Origin of the sequence: Streptomyces sp. NBC_01478, from assembly GCF_036227225.1 — a bacterium.
GTDB lineage: Bacteria > Actinomycetota > Actinomycetes > Streptomycetales > Streptomycetaceae > Streptomyces.
Map to the genome: position 1 here is coordinate 1,682,694 of NZ_CP109444.1, position 17,624 is coordinate 1,700,317.

15 protein-coding genes are annotated in these 17,624 nt (G+C 71.5%); 6 read left to right on the forward strand and 9 right to left on the reverse strand.

Annotated elements, in window-relative coordinates; translation table 11 throughout:
- The first annotated feature begins 144 nt into the window (after window positions 1-144).
- Complete coding sequence (locus tag OG223_RS07635; RefSeq protein WP_329265183.1) at window positions 145-438, forward strand: winged helix-turn-helix transcriptional regulator; 294 nt, start codon at window positions 145-147, stop codon at window positions 436-438.
- Between the two features lie 154 nt (window positions 439-592).
- Entirely contained in the window at window positions 593-1,630 is a 1,038-nt protein-coding gene (locus tag OG223_RS07640; RefSeq protein WP_329244219.1) for a zinc-binding alcohol dehydrogenase family protein, read from the forward strand.
- Between the two features lie 436 nt (window positions 1,631-2,066).
- On the opposite strand, the gene OG223_RS07645 is transcribed toward OG223_RS07640, so the two are convergent.
- From OG223_RS07645 to OG223_RS07660, 4 genes are all read right to left on the reverse strand, one after another.
- Window positions 2,067-2,636 carry a sigma-70 family RNA polymerase sigma factor gene (locus OG223_RS07645; RefSeq protein WP_329244222.1) on the reverse strand — a complete coding sequence of 190 codons (570 nt, stop codon included), beginning with the start codon at window positions 2,634-2,636 and terminating at the stop codon, window positions 2,067-2,069.
- Window positions 2,637-2,806: 170 nt separating this feature from the next.
- The gene (locus OG223_RS07650) at window positions 2,807-3,070 is read right to left on the reverse strand and encodes an anti-sigma factor family protein (protein ID WP_329244226.1); all 264 of its coding nucleotides are present in this window, start codon (window positions 3,068-3,070) and stop codon (window positions 2,807-2,809) included.
- A complete protein-coding gene (locus OG223_RS07655) occupies window positions 3,067-4,467 on the reverse strand; it encodes an FAD-binding oxidoreductase (protein WP_329244228.1) in 1,401 nt (466 codons plus the stop codon). The genes OG223_RS07650 and OG223_RS07655 overlap by 4 nt, the downstream gene beginning before the upstream one ends.
- A 133-nt stretch (window positions 4,468-4,600) precedes the next feature.
- Window positions 4,601-7,714: an AfsR/SARP family transcriptional regulator gene (locus tag OG223_RS07660; RefSeq protein ID WP_329244231.1), complete on the reverse strand. Its 3,114-nt coding sequence runs from the start codon at window positions 7,712-7,714 to the stop codon at window positions 4,601-4,603.
- Between the two features lie 162 nt (window positions 7,715-7,876).
- On the opposite strand from OG223_RS07660, the gene OG223_RS07665 reads away from it, so the two are divergent.
- Window positions 7,877-8,173, forward strand: a complete 297-nt coding sequence (locus tag OG223_RS07665) for a Dabb family protein (protein WP_329244233.1) — start codon at window positions 7,877-7,879, stop codon at window positions 8,171-8,173.
- A 150-nt stretch (window positions 8,174-8,323) separates the two neighbouring features.
- Window positions 8,324-9,118, forward strand: coding sequence for an SDR family NAD(P)-dependent oxidoreductase (locus tag OG223_RS07670; protein WP_329244235.1), 795 nt, complete (start codon window positions 8,324-8,326; stop codon window positions 9,116-9,118).
- Between the two features lie 259 nt (window positions 9,119-9,377).
- On the opposite strand, the gene OG223_RS07675 is transcribed toward OG223_RS07670, so the two are convergent.
- The 3 genes from OG223_RS07675 to lnt form a co-directional block, all read right to left on the reverse strand.
- Window positions 9,378-11,330: a helix-turn-helix domain-containing protein gene (locus tag OG223_RS07675; protein ID WP_329244237.1), complete on the reverse strand. Its 1,953-nt coding sequence runs from the start codon at window positions 11,328-11,330 to the stop codon at window positions 9,378-9,380.
- Window positions 11,331-11,482: 152 nt separating this feature from the next.
- The gene (locus OG223_RS07680) at window positions 11,483-11,962 is read right to left on the reverse strand and encodes an NUDIX hydrolase (RefSeq protein ID WP_329244240.1); all 480 of its coding nucleotides are present in this window, start codon (window positions 11,960-11,962) and stop codon (window positions 11,483-11,485) included.
- Window positions 11,963-12,039: 77 nt separating this feature from the next.
- Window positions 12,040-13,641 (reverse strand): apolipoprotein N-acyltransferase, encoded by a 1,602-nt coding sequence (gene lnt / locus OG223_RS07685; RefSeq protein WP_329244243.1) that lies wholly within the window; start codon window positions 13,639-13,641, stop codon window positions 12,040-12,042.
- 236 nt (window positions 13,642-13,877) lie between these two features.
- On the opposite strand from lnt, the gene OG223_RS07690 reads away from it, so the two are divergent.
- Entirely contained in the window at window positions 13,878-14,945 is a 1,068-nt protein-coding gene (locus tag OG223_RS07690) for an O-antigen ligase family protein (RefSeq protein WP_329265185.1), read from the forward strand.
- A gap of 5 nt (window positions 14,946-14,950) precedes the next feature.
- Here the strand turns inward: OG223_RS07690 and OG223_RS07695 are convergent, their stop codons facing one another.
- Window positions 14,951-15,496, reverse strand: coding sequence for a hypothetical protein (locus tag OG223_RS07695; protein ID WP_329244246.1), 546 nt, complete (start codon window positions 15,494-15,496; stop codon window positions 14,951-14,953).
- A 106-nt stretch (window positions 15,497-15,602) separates the two neighbouring features.
- A complete protein-coding gene (locus OG223_RS07700) occupies window positions 15,603-16,388 on the reverse strand; it encodes a glutamate racemase (RefSeq protein ID WP_329244249.1) in 786 nt (261 codons plus the stop codon).
- A gap of 69 nt (window positions 16,389-16,457) precedes the next feature.
- Between OG223_RS07700 and OG223_RS07705 the strand changes: the two genes are divergently transcribed.
- Complete coding sequence (locus OG223_RS07705; RefSeq protein ID WP_329265187.1) at window positions 16,458-17,624, forward strand: glycosyltransferase; 1,167 nt, start codon at window positions 16,458-16,460, stop codon at window positions 17,622-17,624.

Here is a 17,624-nt window from a genome sequence, read left to right on the forward strand (position 1 = left end):
AGGCGGGCGGTGGTTACCCGCAAGGGAAGCTGATGGCCATTGGGTACTTTGGTACCCAATGGGTACCGTTGCCGCATGACGAAGACATCGGGCCTCTGCGACGACCCCAAGAGCGTCTACTCCGCGGCCTGCCCCTGCCGCGACATGCTGGACCTGCTCGCCAACAAGTGGAGCGCCCTCGCGCTGGGCGCCCTGGAGGGCGGGCCGCAGCGCTTCGGCGCGCTGCGCGGCCGGCTCCAGGGAGTGAGCCCCAAGGTCCTCACCCAGACGCTGCGCCGCCTGGAGGACTACGGCCTGGTCGACCGCCGGATCTACGCGGAGGTCCCGCCCCGCGTCGAGTACAGCCTGACCCCGCTCGGCAGGGACGCCTGTGCCCCGCTCTCCCATCTGCGCACCTGGGTGGAGCAGAACATAGACCGGTTCCCGGAATCCGCCTGACCGCACGGCGTTCGGGGCGTCTCGCACCGCCCCCACCTCTATGGTTTCCTATGGGAAGCAGTATCCCTTGATGGTTACTACCTCCCGATGGGTACCTTGCGGGTCGTGGCCGCCGGTCCTCGTCGGCCCGCCGCACGAATCGAGGAGACGCACGATGAGCGAGACCTGGAAGTCGGCGACGATGCCCGCCGTCGCCTACCGCAAGAGCCTGCCGATCGACGACGCCGAGAGCCTGGTGGACGTCGAACTGCCCGTGCCGCAGCCGGGTCCGCGCGATCTGCTGGTCCAGGTCGAGGCGATCGCGGTCAACCCCGTCGACTACAAGGTCCGGCAGAGCAACGACCCGGGCGGCGAGTGGAAGGTGCTCGGCTGGGACGCCGCCGGCACGGTCGTCGCGGTCGGTGAGCAGGTGGAGCTGTTCGAGGTCGGGGACGAGGTCTTCTACGCCGGCGCGATCGACCGGCCGGGCACCAACTCCCGCTTCCACGCCGTGGACGAGCGCATCGTCGGCCGCAAGCCCGGCACTCTCTCCTTCGCCGAGGCGGCGGCGCTGCCGCTGACCTCCCTCACCGCCTGGGAGGGACTGTTCGAGCGCCTGGGCCTGCGCGAGGGCGCCGCCGAGGAGACCGGCACACTGCTGGTGACCGCCGCGGCGGGCGGTGTGGGGGCGATGGTGGCCCAACTGGCGCGTGCCCTCACCGGCCTGACCGTGATCGGCACCGCCTCCCGCCCGGAGACCGTCGAGTTCGCCCGCCGGATGGGCGTGACGCACGTGGTCGACCATCATCGCCCGCTGCCCGCGCAGGTGGCCGAGGTGGCGCCCGGCGGGGTCGACCACATCTTCGGCACCGCCGGTACGGACCGGAACCTCGCCGCGTACGCCGAGATGCTCAAGCCGTTCGGAGGGCTGATCGCCATCGACGACTTCGGTCCCGTCGAGATCGGCCTGCTGAAGGCGAAGAGCATCTCCTTCCACTGGGAACTCATGTTCACGCGCTCGCTGTTCAAGACCCCGGACCAGGTGACGCAGCACCACATCCTCGACCGGATCGCCCAGCTCGTGGACAAGGGCGTCCTGCGCACCACGGCGACCCGGGACCTCGGCACGATCAACGCCGCACATCTGCGCGAGGCGCATCGTGTCCTTGAGTCCGGGAGCGCCATCGGCAAGGTGACGCTCACCGGATTCTGAGACGGCTGTGAACCTCCTTCTCACCCGCCCCGTTTACAGGGCAGACGAAGGCAAGGCCTTCTCGTGATTGTCGAAAGGTGACGGGGATGCGATTCATGAGGTTCACGACGGAGCAGCGCATCGGCCATCTGCTGAGCTGGGCAAACGAATGGAACGGAACGACGCGCGGGCGAAGTATGTGGGCGTACTCCCTGAGTCTGGGGGGTTCTCATGCGCTGTTGAACGACTGGGTCAACAACGAGAGGCTCATGAATCTCCTCACCCAGGAGGAAAGAAGCGCGATCGACGAGGCACGCCGGCGCGCGACCCGGCGTGAGAGCACCGCGCATCAGGTGACTCGGTAGCGAGGCCCGACCGTCAGTCGTTCACCGCAGCCGCCGAGCCGGGCCGCGCAGGCGGGACCCGGCTCGGCGAAGCGCTCTCGTGAAGGGCGCGCTCAGGGGGTGTAGCCCCGCTCGGCGAGCGCGGCGCGGAGGGCCCTGAGGGCCAGGTGGGTCCGGGACTTGACCGTGCCCGGCGGTATGCCCAGCGTCGTCGCCGTGCGGGCCACGGACCGGTCCAGGAACTCGACGTGGACGAGGATCTCGCGGTGCTGCAACGTCAGGTCCGCCAGGGCTTCGCGCACGAGCTTCTTGGTGAGGGCCGGTTCCATGGACTCCGGACCCGGCAGGTCGTTCAGCGCGGTGTCGACCGTCTCCGGCGGGCGGGCCTTCCGGGCGCGGTAGCCGTCGATGACGAGATTGCGGACGACCGTGACGAGCCACGGCCGTATGCCCTCGGCGTCCGGATCGAGGATGTCGGCGTTCTGCCAGGCGCGCAGGACGGCCTCCTGGACCACGTCCTGGGCCTGATGGCTGTCGCCCCACAGCAGTCCGGTGGTCACTCTCAGCAGGAACACCCCGTGCTTGTCGTAGACGGCGCGGACGAACGCCTCGTCGCGCGCCCTGTCACGAGTTCCGCCGGTCCCGTCCTGCGGTGTGTCCCGGACTACTGTGCTGTGCCTCATTGCCACGTTCCCCCAGTGCGCCGTGGACGATCCGCGGCGCACCAATTCGTTGAAAGCTGAACGGGGAAACCTTCAGGGGGACCTCTTGCCGGCGGCTTGATATCCGCTTGCCCGGCCCGCGCGTGCGAGGACAGGCGCAGGAAAGGTGCGGGAAAGGGTGCCGGGGAGGCTCAGGAACTGTTCGTCCGCGGGATCTGCGCCAAGACTGCGCGGACCGCCGCTTCCCGCAGTTCGGGGAGCTTTCCGGACCAGTCGCCCAGCGTCTCCTCGACCGGGAGTCCCCGGAGGGCGGCGAGCGTGGTGCGGATCCCGTCCACCTCGGTCGCGCAGGCCGGGCACGCCCGCACATGGCTGTCGACGCGTACCTCCTCCGCTGGATCGAGGGCTCCCACGGCGTGGGCAGCCAGTTCGGGAAGCTCCTGCTCGCAGTTCACCGCTGGGCCGGAGCGACGTTGTGGTTGTTGACGCGGAACAGATTGCGCGGGTCGTAGCGCCTCTTCAGGACACGCAGTCGTGCCAGGTCCTCGGCGGTGAACACGTTCTCCGCCCGGTCGTCACGACCGGCGAAGTTCGTGTACGTGAGACCCGTGGACCAAGGGCTCAGGCGTTCGACCATCCCGCCCAGCATGGCCATGCCGGCGTCGACGACCTCCGGCGGTCCGACGGTCGCCCCCCACACGTTGAACACGGCGTCCCGCGCGGCGACGGGGCTCGCCGCTGCCGGCCGGTCGGCCAGTGCTCCGCCGAGATGCCTGATCTCCAGGACCGTGACGAGGCCACCGGCGGCCACGTGTGCGCTCTCCACGAGGGAGTCGACGGCCCGGTCCGGCAACTCGGCCAGCAGGGCGCCCTGTTCCTCGTACGGGAAGGGGTCCGCCGGGTCGCTGTGCACGATGTCGAACGCGCCGTAGGGGTGGCGGCCGATCGTGTCGAGGATGCCCTCGCCGAGGGCGCGGAAGGGCGCGATGAGCTTCTCGGCCTCCTCGTCGGAGCCGAGGTGGGTCACCCGGACGTGGGCGAGGAAGCGGCCGCGCAGCGGTTCGGGGATCTGCGGGACCGGCGGGAAGTTGAGCAGCGCCACGGAGCAGGTGAAGGTGTCGGGCGCGTCGCGGACCACCTCGGGGAAGGCGCGGAGCACGGCCTCGACGTTCTCGGCGGGGAAGTAGATCCCGCCGCCGTAGAAGGAGGTCACGGGGAAGAGCCCGATCTCCAGCTCGGTCACGATCCCGAAGTTGCTGCGTCCGCCGCGCAGGCCCCAGAACAGCTCCGGTTCGGCCGCCGCGGAGACACGGCGCAGCACGCCGTCCGGTGTGACGACCTCGATCGTGACGACGTGGTCGGCGGCCCAGCCGTAGGACCGGCCCAGGAAGGGGCTGAGTCCGCCGCCGAGGGTGAAGCCGACGACTCCCACCTGGGGGCTGGACCCGTTCAGCGGTGCCAGGCCCGCTGCCTGGGCGGGCTCCACGACGTCCGCCCAGAGCGCGCCCGCGCCCACGCGGGCCACGGCGCGCTCGGCGTCGATCTCGACCGTACGCATCGCACGCGTCGTGACGAGCAGGAAGTCGTCCGCGGCGGGGAACGGCTGGTGCCCGGTGGCCATGACCCCGACGGGCAGGTCACGCGCGGCGGCGAAAGCGACCGCGGCCCGCACATCGGAGGCACCGGCCGCCTCGACGACCAGACAGGGCCGCTGCCACGAGCGCAGGTTGAACCCCGCGATCGCCCCTGTGTAGCCCGGGTCGTCCGGGGCCAACACGGATCCCTCGATCCGGTCGGCCAGTTCGGCGACGGCGTCCTCTCCAAGAGCGGTCGGCCCCTGGTACTCGGTCATGGTGCTGTGCCTTTCGTCGGCGCGACGGCCACGTGGGGAGCAGGAAAAACGGCTCCTCGACGCGACCGGGTGCCGTCCGATGGCTGCTACGGCGCACACCCCGAAGTGGTTCACGCATCGCGGACGTGGCCGCTCAGCAGAAGGCGGCCAGTACCGAGGGGCCGCAGAGCGAGGCGGGCTCGCCGGCCACGGGCGGGTGCCGCGTGTCCAGCCTGTCCACCATCACACCCACCGCGTGCCGGGCGAGCGGCTCCAGCAGTCCGGCGTGCGTCCGGCGCGCCCGGTCGATCCAGGCCCGTGCGTCGTCCGGGGCGGTGGGGCTCGGCGGACCGAACCTCGCCAGGACCGCCAGCCCGACGGCCGACACCGCTCTGCGGCCGGGCGGCGCCTGCGGGCAGTGCCAGACTCCGTGGAAGACGCGTTCCGCGTCCGCGAAGCGGCCGTCACGGAACGCCAGCAGCCCGCGCAGGTTGGCCACGGCCGCCCGGAGATCGTCCGCACTCACCTCGTCCGCGAGCCGGCTCACGTCCACCAGCCGCTGCTCGGCCACGGCGAACTCCCGCTCGGCGATGTCCAGGCAGACCAGCCGGAGCACGGCGTACGCCCAGCGGGTGCGCGCGCCTATGGCACCGAGGATGCGGGCCGCCTCGGTCCACTGCTCACGGGCCCGGTCACGGAGTCCGTCGCTCTCGTCCGCGTCGCCGCAGAGAGTGAGGGAGAAGACCCGGGCGAAGTCGTCGTCGGCCGCGCGTGACGCCGCCACGGCGATCAGACCGTGCCGACGGGCCCCCTCGATGTCCCCGTGCTGCAGGCAGTAGGTCGACCAGTTCGTCTGCAGGACCGCCCGGTCCCAGTGGAATTCCGTGCCCACTACGGCGGCCTCCGCCACGGCGAATCGCTTCTCGACGTCGTCGTGCCCCTTGAGCATCGCGTGGAGCGCGTCGTAGCAGAGGCCCAGGACGGCGAGGTCGGGGTTCTTCGCGTGTTCCCAGGCCGCCTTGTGTCTCTCGGCGTAGGAACTGGCCTCCTTGTGATGGCCGGCGACGTGATGGAGCCAGGTGAGCCAGGCGATGGTGTGGAAGAGCGCCCCCTCGTCATCCTCCGTGGGCTCCCCGATCCGCCGGCCCGCTGTCGCGTCGTAGGCCCGCAGGCTGCGCCGGAGTCGGTCGATGCCCTCTTCCTCGCGGCCGCTGATGAACCAGAAGTAGCCCAGCCGCGCCTCCAGCAGCAGGGCCTCGGCCGGGCGGGACCTGGCCAGCATCAGGTCCGATGCCGCCTTGATGTTGGCGGACTCCGCGGTGAGCCGTCCGGTCCACTGCCGCTGGTCACGGGAGGAGAGACCCGTGCTGCCGTCACGGACGAAGTGTGCGGCCCACGCCATGAGGCGCTCTTCGGCTTCCGGCGCCCGGCCGTCCTCCCGGAGCCGGGTGAGCGCGTACTCGCGGACCGTCTCCAGCATCCGCAGCCGGTTCCCGTCGGGCGTGGAGACCGGGACGAGCAGGGACTTGTCGACCAACTGCCCCAGCACATGGAGGAGTTCGGCACTGCCCGCCCCGGGCAGTGGAGTGGCGGCCTCCAGGAGTTCGAGGGAGCAGCCGCCCGTGTACAGGGCCAGTTCCGTCAGCAGCCGCTGTTCGGTGGTGTCGAGGAGGGCGTAGCTCCAGTCGAGTACGGCACGCAGGGTGCGGTGCCTGGCCGGCGCGCTGCGTTCCCCCTTGGTCAGCAGGGTGAAGCGGTTGTCGAGGCGGGCCTCGATCTCCCGGACGGTCAGGAGCCGGACGTGCGCGGCGGCGAGTTCCACCGCCAACGGCAGTCCGTCGAGCCTGCGGCAGAGGCGGCGGATGTCCCGCAGCGCCGCCTCGTCCGGGGCGAAGGACGGGTCGATCATGGCGGCACGGGTGCCGAACAGGTCCGCGGCCTCCTCGTCCGGCATCGGCGCCAGGGGGAACAGCACCTCGGCCGCGACCTCCAGCGGTGCCCTGCTGGTGGTCAGGACGGTCAGCGCGGGACACCGGCCCAGCAGTGCCGCCACGAGCGGGGCGACGGCGTCGAGCAGGTGCTCGCAGTTGTCGAGCGCGAGGACGGCCGACCGTCCGGCCAGGAACGAGGTGATCCGGTGCATGTAGTCGTGCGGCGGCTGGTCCGGCCGGACGGAGGTGTCGGACAGGCCGAGCGCGGAGGCGACCACCGCCAGCACGTTCGCGTCGTCGGCCGGGGCCAGATCGACCCACCAGACGTTGCAGCGGGACGACTGGACCAGCGCGCACACCTCCAGGGCGAGGCGTGTCTTGCCGACACCTCCCGGGCCCAGCACGGTCACCAGCCGCTCGCGGTCGACGACCTCGCACAGCGCGGTCAGCTCCTTGCGCCTGCCGACGAACGGGCCGAGCGGTCGGCCGAGGTTGCCTTCGCCGGGGGTGGGCCGGACGTCCGTGTGCGGCGCAGACAGTCGGTCGGAGAGGGGTGCCGGCCGCCCTTCGCGTGCCGATTCGGGCTGTCGGAGAGACGGGTCGTGGCGGAGTATCGCGGCGTGCAGGGCGCTCAGTTCCTGCGAGGGAGCGACTCCGAGTTCGGACTTCAGGAGCCGGCGGCCCGTGTCGTGGACCTCAAGGGCCTCCGCGAACCGCCCGCAGCGGTAGAGCGCGAGCATGAGACGGGCCCGGGACCGCTCGCGGAGCGGTGCGAGGGACAGCAGGGCGTGCAGTTCGGGGATCAGTTCCTGCGCGCGACCGAGTTCGAGGCCCGCGGTGGCGGCGTCCTCCAGCGCGCCCAGCCGTAGATCCTCAAGGCGCGTCCGCTCGGTCTCGAAGACCCGTCCCGTGAGGCCGTCCAGGGCGCGACCGCGCCACATCGACAGTCCCTGCCGCAGGGTGCTCTCGGCCTTCCGGTACTCCTTCGCGGCCAGGTGGTCACGGCCCTCGCGGACCACGGCCTCGAAGGCGGCCGCGTCGACCTCGTCCTCCGGTCCCAGGACGATCCGGTAGCCGCCGTGGTCGAACAGCAGGCGGGCGTCCTCGCCGCACGCCGCGAAGGCGGTGCGCAGCTTGGCCATCTGGACCTGGAGCGCGCCGACCGGGTTCTTGGTCCCGCGGTCCTCCCACAGCTCGTCGACGAGGGTGTCACGCTGCACGACCGCTCCGTGGGCGAGCAGCAGCCGTCCCACGATCGCCCGGGACACGGCGCCGGGAGGGACGACCACGCCGTTGGCGGTCACCAGCTCCAGGCGGCCGAGCAGTCGAAAACGCATGACCGCCATCCTGCCGTGGCCGGCCGGATGCCCCGAAGCGCTTGTCGGCGCGTCGCGGTGTGACATGTCCGGGTCGATGCCCCTTCGCGGTGAACCAAGTCGTCGGAGGCCACGTAGCCGATGTGTTGTGTTCACCGACTTCGACGGGCACCAGGAGCGGAAATGATCCGGAACATCGTCCTCTTCAAGCTCAATGAAGGTCTCACCCGGGTGTCCCCCGCGGTGACGGAGGGATTCGAGCTCGTGAAGAACCTCGACCGGGAGATCCCCGAGATCCGGCAGTGGGAAGTCGGCTGGCACGTGTTCGACGAGACGCCCGCCTCCTACGACTTCGCCGTGAACAGCCTGTTCGACGACACCGCCGCCTTCCAGCGGTATTTCAACCACCCCGCGCACCTGGCCGCCATCGCCCACTGGATGCACCACGCTTCGTGGGTGGTCGTCGACATGCACATCTAGTCGACACGCACATCCAGGGGCGCGGGCACCGGCTGAGGTGGCGGGCCGGTACGCCTGCCGCCAGGCTGACGGCAGGCGTACCGCCAGGCAGAACGGACAGCCGTACGAGACAGCCGTACCAAGCACTGACGTACAAGGGACTGGTTCCACATGCAGATCGATCTGACGGGACGCACCGCCCTGGTGACGGGCTCGACGCAGGGCATCGGTGCGGCGATCGCCGCCGGACTCGCGCGTTCCGGCGCCCGGGTGGGGGTGAACGGGCGGGACGAGCGGCGGGTCGAGGAGGGCGTGGCACGGCTGGCGGCGGAGGTGCCCGGTGCGGTCTTCGTCCCGGTGGCCGCCGACGTCGCGAACGAGGAGGGCGCGCAGCGTGTCCTGGAGGCGCTGCCGGAGGTCGACATCCTCGTCAACAACCTGGGCATCTTCGGATCCGCCGACCCGTTGGAGATCAGCGACGAGGAGTGGCGCCGCTACTTCGAGGTGAACGTGCTGGCTGCGGTCCGGCTGACCCGGATGTATCTGCCGGGCATGACGGAGCGAGGCTGGGGCCGGATCCAGTACATCGCGAGCGACTCGGCGATCGTCATCCCGGCCGAGATGATCCACTACGGCATGTCCAAGACCGCGCTCCTCGCCGTCGGCCGCGGCTTCGCGAAGCAGGCGGCGGGCACCGGGGTGACGGTCAACTCGGTCATCGCCGGTCCCACCCACACCGGCGGCGTCGAGAACTTCGTCTACGAACTCGTCGACCGCGAGCTGCCCTGGGACGAGGCCCAGCGCGAGTTCATGCGGAAGCACCGGCCGCAGTCCCTCCTGCAACGGCTGATCGAGCCCGAGGAGATCGCCCACATGGTCGTCTACCTCAGCTCCGAGCAGGCCTCGGCGACGACGGGCGGAGCGCTTCGGGTGGACGGGGGGTACATCGACTCGATCCTGCCCTGACGGCGCGAGGCCGGGAGCAGGCGCGACACATGACCCGCAATCCCCGGCCCCACCTGCGGACGGGCTGTGCATCGTGCCGTCGCACAGGGTGGGACGGACGAGGGGGATTTCCGGCCTGACGCGATGTTCCCGCGAGGTGGACCTCATCAGAGCCGTCACCGAGGACACCGCACGAGGGCGCCCTACGGGTGGAGCCGGGCTTCGGCGACGGCCGGCCCCCTCGCGCCTCCTGATCGCGACCGTGACACGCATACGAGGGTCACCGCCACCCCAGTCCCGCCAACCGCCGTAACTTCAGGGCGAGTTGGACCTCCAGTGCGCGTCCCGGTTCCTGCCAGTCCTCGCCGAGGAGTCGGCCCACGCGCTCCAGCCGCTGGGCGACGGTGTTGACGTGGACGTGCAGGTCGTCCTTCGTCCGGGCCGGGCTCATGCCGCAGGCGAAGTACGCGTCGAGGGTGTGCAGCAGCTCCGTGCCGCGTCGCTCGTCGTACCGCACGACCTGCCCGATGGTCCGCTCGACGAAGCCGCCGATGTCGCGGTCCCCGGCGAGGAGCAACCCGAGGAAGCCGAAGTCCTCGGCGTCGGCCCCGTCTCCGGTACGGCCCGACAGCCGCAGCGTGTCGAGGCAGCGGCGCCCCTCCTCGTAGGCGGCGGCCACGGCATCGGGCCGGGCGGCGGGTTTCTCGACGGGCGCGGAGGCACCCACCGTGACCGCTTCGTGGACCGCCGCTCCCAGGAGGCCGACGGTACGTCGGGCCAGGTCCGTGGCGGTGTCGCCGAGGTCGAGGGGCAGCAGCAGGACGGTGCCGCCGTCGCGGGCGGCGGCGAGGCCGTGCCGGGTCCCCGCGAGATGCGAGGCGGCGGAGCGGAGGCGGCTGCGGGCGGCGGCCTCCTGGTCGGCGTCGGCAGCCGTGCCGTCCAGCCCGGCGGCGAGTACGACATGGGTGGCGTCCAGGTCGGCGTCCAGCCTCGACGCACGCTCCCGCAGCAGGCGCGGGTCGCGGTCGCGGGCGTCGAGCAGATCGTCCAACAGCTCGCCGCGGACGCGCTGTTCGGCCTCGGCGGCGGACCGTCGGGCGAGCAGCAGCAGGGAGGTGACCATGGCGGCGCGCTCCAGGGTGCGCTGGTCGACGGGGTCGAGGCCGGGGTGACCGCGCAGCACGAGTGCGCCGAGCAGTTCGCCGCCGACGGCGACGGCCGCGATCCAGTCGTCCTGGTGCCGCACCGCGTGCCCTTCCGCGCGGGACGCCTCCAGCGCACTCGTGGGTGTGGCGTCGGTCTCGGTGAACTCGACGATTCCGTCGAGGACTTGGGAGACCGCGGCGGCCACGTCGTGGCCCCCGCCGCCGCGCAGGACGAGTTCGGCGAGCCGGTCGTGGACGTCGGAGGCGCGCTCGATGACTCGGCTGCGGTCCTGGATGATCTCGTTGGCGCGCTCCAGTCCGGCGAGGGCCGAGCGGGTCTCGGTGAGCAGGTTCGTGGTGTCGATGGCTACCGCGGCGAGCGCGGCGAAGGAGCCGAGCAGCGCGATCTGCTCCCGCTCGAAGACCCGCGCCCGCCGGTCCGCCGCGAACAGCACCCCGACGACACGGTGTCCCGCCATCAGCGGCACGCCGAGGATCGCCACCAGCCCCTCGTCCCGTACCCCGGAGTCGATGGTGGGGGTGTGCTGGAAGCGGTCGTCCTCGAAGTAGTCGTCGGTGACGTACGGCCGTGCCGTCTGGGTCACGAGCCCGCCGAGCCCTTCCCCCGTGCCCGGCCGCAGTTGCTGGAAGCGGGCCGCGACCGACCCCTCGGTCACCCGCAGGCAAGTGTCGCCCCTGGCCGGGTCGTTGAGGCTGAGGTAGGCCACGTCGGTGCCGAGCAGGGACCGGGCGCGCTGGACTATCGCCCGCAGTACGGCGTCCAGGTCGCGCAGTCCGGCGAGGTCGTGGGCCGTCTCGAAGAGCGCGGACAGCTCCGCCTCACGCCGTCGGCGGCCCTCCGCCTCCGCACGGACGCGCAGCGCGAGCGCCTTGGCGTGTTCGAGCCCGGCGATCAGCCCGGCCGGTCTTCCGTCGGCGTGGGCGAGCAGCACCGGCTGCTCGTAGTCGTCGGCGGAGGCGCCCCTGGCCAGCAGCTCAAGGAACGGCGTTTCGACACTGCTCGGTCGCGCTGCGGCACCGGTGACGGTGGCGAAACGCTCGGCGGACTGCGCGTGATCGCTGGACATGCGCACAGGATTCCCCATCGCCGGACCGGCCGGTGGGGCCTGTGGACAACTCGAAAACCGCCTGCGTACCGGGGGTTTCAGTGCGCGGTCCGCCCACCGGCCGACACCAGATCCGGGAGGCTCATAGGGGACCCCCGGGCTCAGCACATACTTCAGTCGGAACTCGTGGTGTCAAACCATGTGGGTGCGTCAGCCAGGGTCTGCTTGATCCGGAACAGTTGGTGGTCGCTGAGCTCGGGCAGCGCGTCCAGCTCGAACCAGCCGACCTCCAACGACTCGTCGTCGTTCACGGCCGCCTCACCGCCGACGGCGCGGCACTGCAGAGTGATGTCCATGAACTGGCAGGCGTCACCGTTGGGATACTTGATCGGTCCCCCGGCTTTGACCAAGACGACCCGTTCCGCGACGCACTCGACGGCCGTCTCCTCGAACACCTCGCGCACCGCGCAGACCGCGGGCTGCTCACCGGGCTCGGGAATGCCGGAGGGCAACGCCCACTCGTGGTTGTCCGTCCGCTTGCCCAGCAGGATGCGACCCGCGTCGTCGAAGACAACGGCGCTCACCCCGGGAAGCCACAGCAGTTGGTGCCCGGCGGATTCCCGGATCGTACGAATGAAGTCAGGAGTAGCCATGGTCCGACCCTAGCGGGACGATCTATGGCTGCTCCACGAACTGCCGTGCGTGCGGCGGGCGTACAACAGGCGTACGGCTACGCGTCGCCCGCGCGCCGTCGGCGCACACCCGCGCCGATCGCCCAGCCGAGGCCGCCCGCGGCGACGAGGACCAGGGCCATCTCGGGCAGGATGCCGAGCTTCGTGGCCGGAGTCTCGGAGGAGCGCAGCGGCACCTTCTGGACCAGGGAGTCGGCGACGAACATGCCGGTCTTCTGCGTGATCTTCCCGTCCGGCATGATGATCGCGCTGACGCCGCTGGTCACCGGGACGGTGACGGTCCGGCTGTGCTCGACCGCGCGGACCCGGGACATGGCGAGCTGCTGGTAGGTCATCTCGCTGCGGTCGAAGGTCGCGTTGTTGCTGGGCACGGAGATCAGTTGGGCGCCGTCGGTGACCTCGGAGCGCACGGCCCAGTCGAAGGCCGCCTCGTAGCAGGTGACCAGACCGATCTTGGCGCCGTTCATCGTGAACACGCCCGGCTTGGTGCCCCGGCTGAAGTCCTGGCGGACCATGCTGGTCCAGTTCTTGTTGATCGCCCCGAGGAGCGAGCGCATCGGGAGGTACTCGCCGAACGGCTGGATCTGCCGCTTGTCGTAGGTGTCGGTCGGGCCCTTCACCGGGTCCCAGAGGATCTGCTCGTTGTAGAGCTTGCCGCCCCGCTCGACGACACCGCCGACCGAGATGGGCGCGCCGATCGCCTTGGCCGCCTCGTCGATGTCGGTGTACGCCTGGGCGTCGGCGAAGGGGTCGACGTCGGAGGAGTTCTCCGGCCACAGGACCACGTCGGGCTTGGCGACCTTGCCTGCCTTGATCTCGGCGGCGAGCCGCAGTGTCTCCTTGACGTGGTAGTCGAGCACGGCCCGTCGTTGGGCGTTGAACTCCAGTCCCGCGCGCGGGACGTTGCCCTGGATGACCGCGACCGTCGTGGTGCCGTCCTCGGCCTTGTCGCTGACCAGGGACCGCGCGGCCACCGCGCCCACCACCGGTACGGCCACGCTCAGCAGGGCCACGGCCGCGGCGGACCGCTGGACGACCCGGGTGCGCCGTCCCTCCAGGACGAGCCGGACGATCTCGTACAGGCCGAAGCCGCACAGCACGACCGCGAAGCCGAGGACCGGGGTGCCGCCGACCGCGGCGAGCGGCAGGAAGACGCCGTCCGCCTGGCCGAAGGCGATCTTGCCCCAGGGGAAGCCGTGGAAGGGGGCACGCGCGCGTACCGCCTCACCGGCGATCCACAGTGCCGCCGCCCACAGCGGCCAGGCGGGCAGTTTCGACACCGCGGTGATGCCCGCGCCGACCAGGGCGACGAAAATCGCCTCGACCGCGACCAGGGCGATCCAGGGCCCGGGGCCGACCTCCACGCCGGTCCACACCAGCAGCGGCAGCAGGAATCCGAGGCCGAAGAGGTAGCCGAGTCCGAGGCCCGCCTTCCAACTGCGGCCGCGCAGCACCCACCCGAAGCAGGCGAAGGCGGGCAGCGCCAGCCACCACAGGGTGCGTGGCGGGAAACTGACGTAGAGCAGCACTCCGGAGAGCGCGGCTACGGCGGCCGGAACCAGACGGACGAGGCGCGATACGGGCGCGGCCTGTGGCTCCAACTGGTCCGACTCGTCCACGGAAGTTGCGGTGACGGTCACTCCGGGAGTGTACGGCGGTCGACCTTGGGGCCGACAGCGCGGTCCGGACTGCGGCACAGGGCACTGAGCAGGCCCGTAGCCGCATCGTTCCTGCACAACTCGTGCACAAATCGGTCATCAGCCGTTACGGTGTGCCGGAGCCCCTGTCGTTCGGTCGGTCCAGGCCAGGACGGTGGGGGCCGGTAACGGGTCGGGGGCGGCCCGGTTCAGGGGGCGGCGGGGTGGGTTCCACGGGGATGGCGTCGGCGACCGGTCCGGACGCCGACAGTGAAAGACGAAACGTTTCGGACGCGGCGGGCATCGCCGTGCTCGGATCGTGTGCCGCGTGGTCGCTGATCACCGCGGCCATGCACGACGGCCGGCCCGAGGGGGTGCTGCTCGCGGTCCTCGCGGTCGCCGCCGGTTACGCGTCGGGGCGGATCTCCGGGGCGCTCGTACCGGTCGCCGCACCCTGTGTGGGGGCGCTGGCCGGGCTCGGCCTGGCGCTGGCCGAACCGCATCTCGCCCCGGGCCCCCAGTTCACCGTCCCGCTCGGCCACGCCGGCGCCACCGCGGCCCTGCTGACCCTGGCCGTGGGTTCCGCGTGCTGCTCCGCACGGGCCGCCTCGGCACCGGCGCCACGGCTCGCGCTGTGGCTGCTGGCGGCCGGGATCACGGTCACCGCGGCCGTCCTGGGCTCGGTCACCGGATTCGTCCTGGGGACGGCGGTGCTGCTGTGCTCGCTCGGCGCCGGCCGGATGCGACACCGCGGCCCGGGCATCGCGGGCCTGGGCCTGGCCACGGCACTGGTGACCGGCGCCACCTGGGCCGTCGCCGGAAACGTGCTCCCGGACGGGCTGACCGCGTCCCTGGAGGGCCAGTTGACTCCGCACCGGATCCAGTTGTGGCAGGACGCCCTGCACATGGCGCATCACGACTCCGCGCTGGGAGTGGGTCCCGGGCGCTTCGGAGAACTGAGCAGCGCGGCGGCCGAGGCGCTGCTGCCGGACGGCAAACCGCACTCCGCGCCGCTCCAAATGGCGGCCGAGCAGGGCATCGTCGGCGTGCTCCTGCTGGCGGCGGCCTTCGGCTGGGTCCTTCACGCGCTGTGGCGCACCTCACGCTCCACCCCGATCGCGCTCAGCGCGGCCGCCGCGCTGACGGGGGTCGCGCTGATCGCCTCGGTCGGCGACGCGCTGAGTTTCACCTCGGTGTCGGTCGGCGCCGGTTTCCTGGCCGGGCTGGCGACGGCCCACCCGATCGCCGAGGACACCTCACGCGCCGCGCCGGACGCACACGCGCGTGGCGACAGCCTGGCCCCCTGAAGGAGTCAGTGCACCGCGCCGGGCGCGGGCGGCGCCAGCCGGTCCGTGATGATCCGTACGGCCGCTTCCGCGTTGTCCACGGTGATCGTGAACGTGTGCCCGTCCCACAGCCGCAGCACGATGCCCTCGCCCCGCCGTACGACGACGGCGGTGCCCTTCTCGGGCCGCCAGCGGTAGCCCCAGCCGCCCCACTGGCGCGGGGTGACGTGCGGGTCGAACTCGGCGCCCGCGACGCTTGCGAGAGGGATGCGGCGGCGCGGCACACCGATGTGGCCGCAGCGCACTTCGAGGGTCTCCGTGTCGACCTTCAGGGCGACGTGCACGAAGGCGAGCGTGCCGAACAGCATCAGGAGTCCGGCCGCGATGCACCCGACGACGGACATGGCGAGCGGGGCGATGCCGGACGTCCAGGCGGAGTCCACGGCCAGCTCGATGCCGAGTGCCATACAGGCGGCACCGGCGAGCGCCAGCAGCCACTGGAACCGGTTGGTGGCGCGTCCGGTCCAGATCTCGGTCTGCGGGAAGGTTTCGTCGCGGGGGTGGTCCCTCATGCCTACGAGACTACTCAGGTTTCGCTGCGCGGGTACGGCGTTGCGGAGGGTGACCGTTATGTGCGGCGGCACCGCGAACGCACAGCGTCCGGTTCGTCGCCGGTGGTCAGTGGGCGGGGGTGACGGCCCGCAGGAGCCGGCCCTCGGCGTAGATGGACGCGGCGGCGGGCAGCTCTCCCTCGCGGCCGTTCAGGAGCACCGTCAGGGTGCCTTCGGCCGCCGCCTCGGGTGCGGGCTGTTCACCGATCCGGCGCAGCGCCTGAGCGGCCACCGCGTCGGCGGAGCCGTGCAGGACGAGCGGCGGGCGGTCGGGGCGCTGCACGGCGGCGCGGATGCGTTCGGCGACCAACTCGTAATGGGTGCAGCCCAGGACGACGGTCGTTACATCGTCGGGGGTCAGCTCGGCGGCCGCGGCGACGGCGGCGTCGATGGCCGCCTCGTCCCCGTGTTCCACGGCTTCGGCCAGTCCCCAGCACGGGACCTCGGTGACTGGCACACCGTCGGCGAAGTCCTTGATGAGGCCGCGCTGGTAGGGGCTCCCAGTGGTGGCGGGCGTCGCCCAGATCGCGAAGGGCGTGCCACCGGCCGCGGCCGGCTTGATCGCCGGGACGGTGCCGATGACCGGGATACCCGGCTCCAGGCGGTCGCGCAGGGCCGTCAGGGCGCGCACGGTCGCGGTGTTGCAGCCGATGATCAGGACGTCGGGCCGGTGCGCGGCGGCGGCCTCGGCGACGTCCAGCGCGCGCCTGGTGACGTCTTCGGGGGTCCGTGGTCCCCAGGGCATGCCCTCGGGGTCCAGGGAGAGCACGAGATCCGCGTCGGGGCGCACCCGCCGTACCGCCGCGGTGGCCGCCAACAGACCGATTCCGGAGTCCATGAGCGCGATCTTCACCCGGCCACGATAGACGATGGCCTCGGCGGAGCCGCTCCCGTGGGGCAGACTGCGCCCGTGAGCGCCTTCGTGTGGATCGCCGCCGGATCACTCGCCGCCTGGCTGTGGCTGCTGTTCTGTCAGGGCTTCTTCTGGCGCACGGACATCAGGCTGCCGGCCCGCACCGACCCGGACGACTGGCCGTCGGTCGCTGTGGTCGTCCCCGCCCGCGACGAGGCCGCCGTACTGCACGAGAGCCTGCCCTCGCTCCTCGCCCAGGACTATCCCGGGCGGGCGGAGGTCTTCCTTGTCGACGACGGCAGTTCGGACGGCACCGGGGAACTGGCCCGCGCTCTGGCGTCCCGGTACGGCGGGCTGCCGCTGACCGTGGACTCCCCCGGCGAACCGCCCGCGGGCTGGACGGGCAAGTTGTGGGCCGTAAGGCACGGTGTCGGTCTGGCACGCGCGCGTGACCCCGAGTACCTGCTGCTGACGGACGCGGACATCGCCCATGCCCCGGACAGCCTGCGGGAGTTGGTGGCGGCGGCGCGCAGCGGCGGGTTCGACGCCGTGTCGCTGATGGCGCGGCTGCGCGTGGAGAGCCTGTGGGAGCGGCTCGTGGTGCCGGCGTTCGTCTACTTCTTCGCCCAGTTGTATCCGTTCCGCCGGATCGGCCGAAGAGGGGCCCGTACCGCTGCTGCGGCGGGCGGCTGTGTGCTGCTGCGCGCCGACACCGCCGAACGGGCGCGCATCCCGGACGCCATCCGGCACGCGGTGATCGACGACGTGGCGCTCGCGCGTGCCGTCAAGGGCGGCGGCGGTCACATCTGGCTGGGGCTCGCCGAGCGGGTGGACAGCGTGCGCCCGTATCCGCGCCTGTACGACCTGTGGCGGATGGTCTCGCGCAGCGCGTACGCGCAGTTGCGGCACAACCCGCTGCTCCTCCTGGGCACCGTCCTCGGGCTGGCGCTGGTGTACCTCGTACCGACCGTGGCCCTGATCACCGGCCTGGCCCTCGGAAGCACGGCGGTCGCGGTCCTCGGCGGTCTCGCGTGGCTGGTGATGACGGGGACGTACCTCCCGATGCTGCGCTACTACGGGCAGCCGCTGTGGCTCGCTCCCCTGTTGCCGTTCACCGCGTTCCTGTACCTCCTGATGACCGTCGATTCCGCGGTGCAGCACTACAGGGGACGTGGTGCGGCCTGGAAGGGCCGTACCTACGCGCGTCCCGACGCCGTCGTCGGCGACGACGGCTGA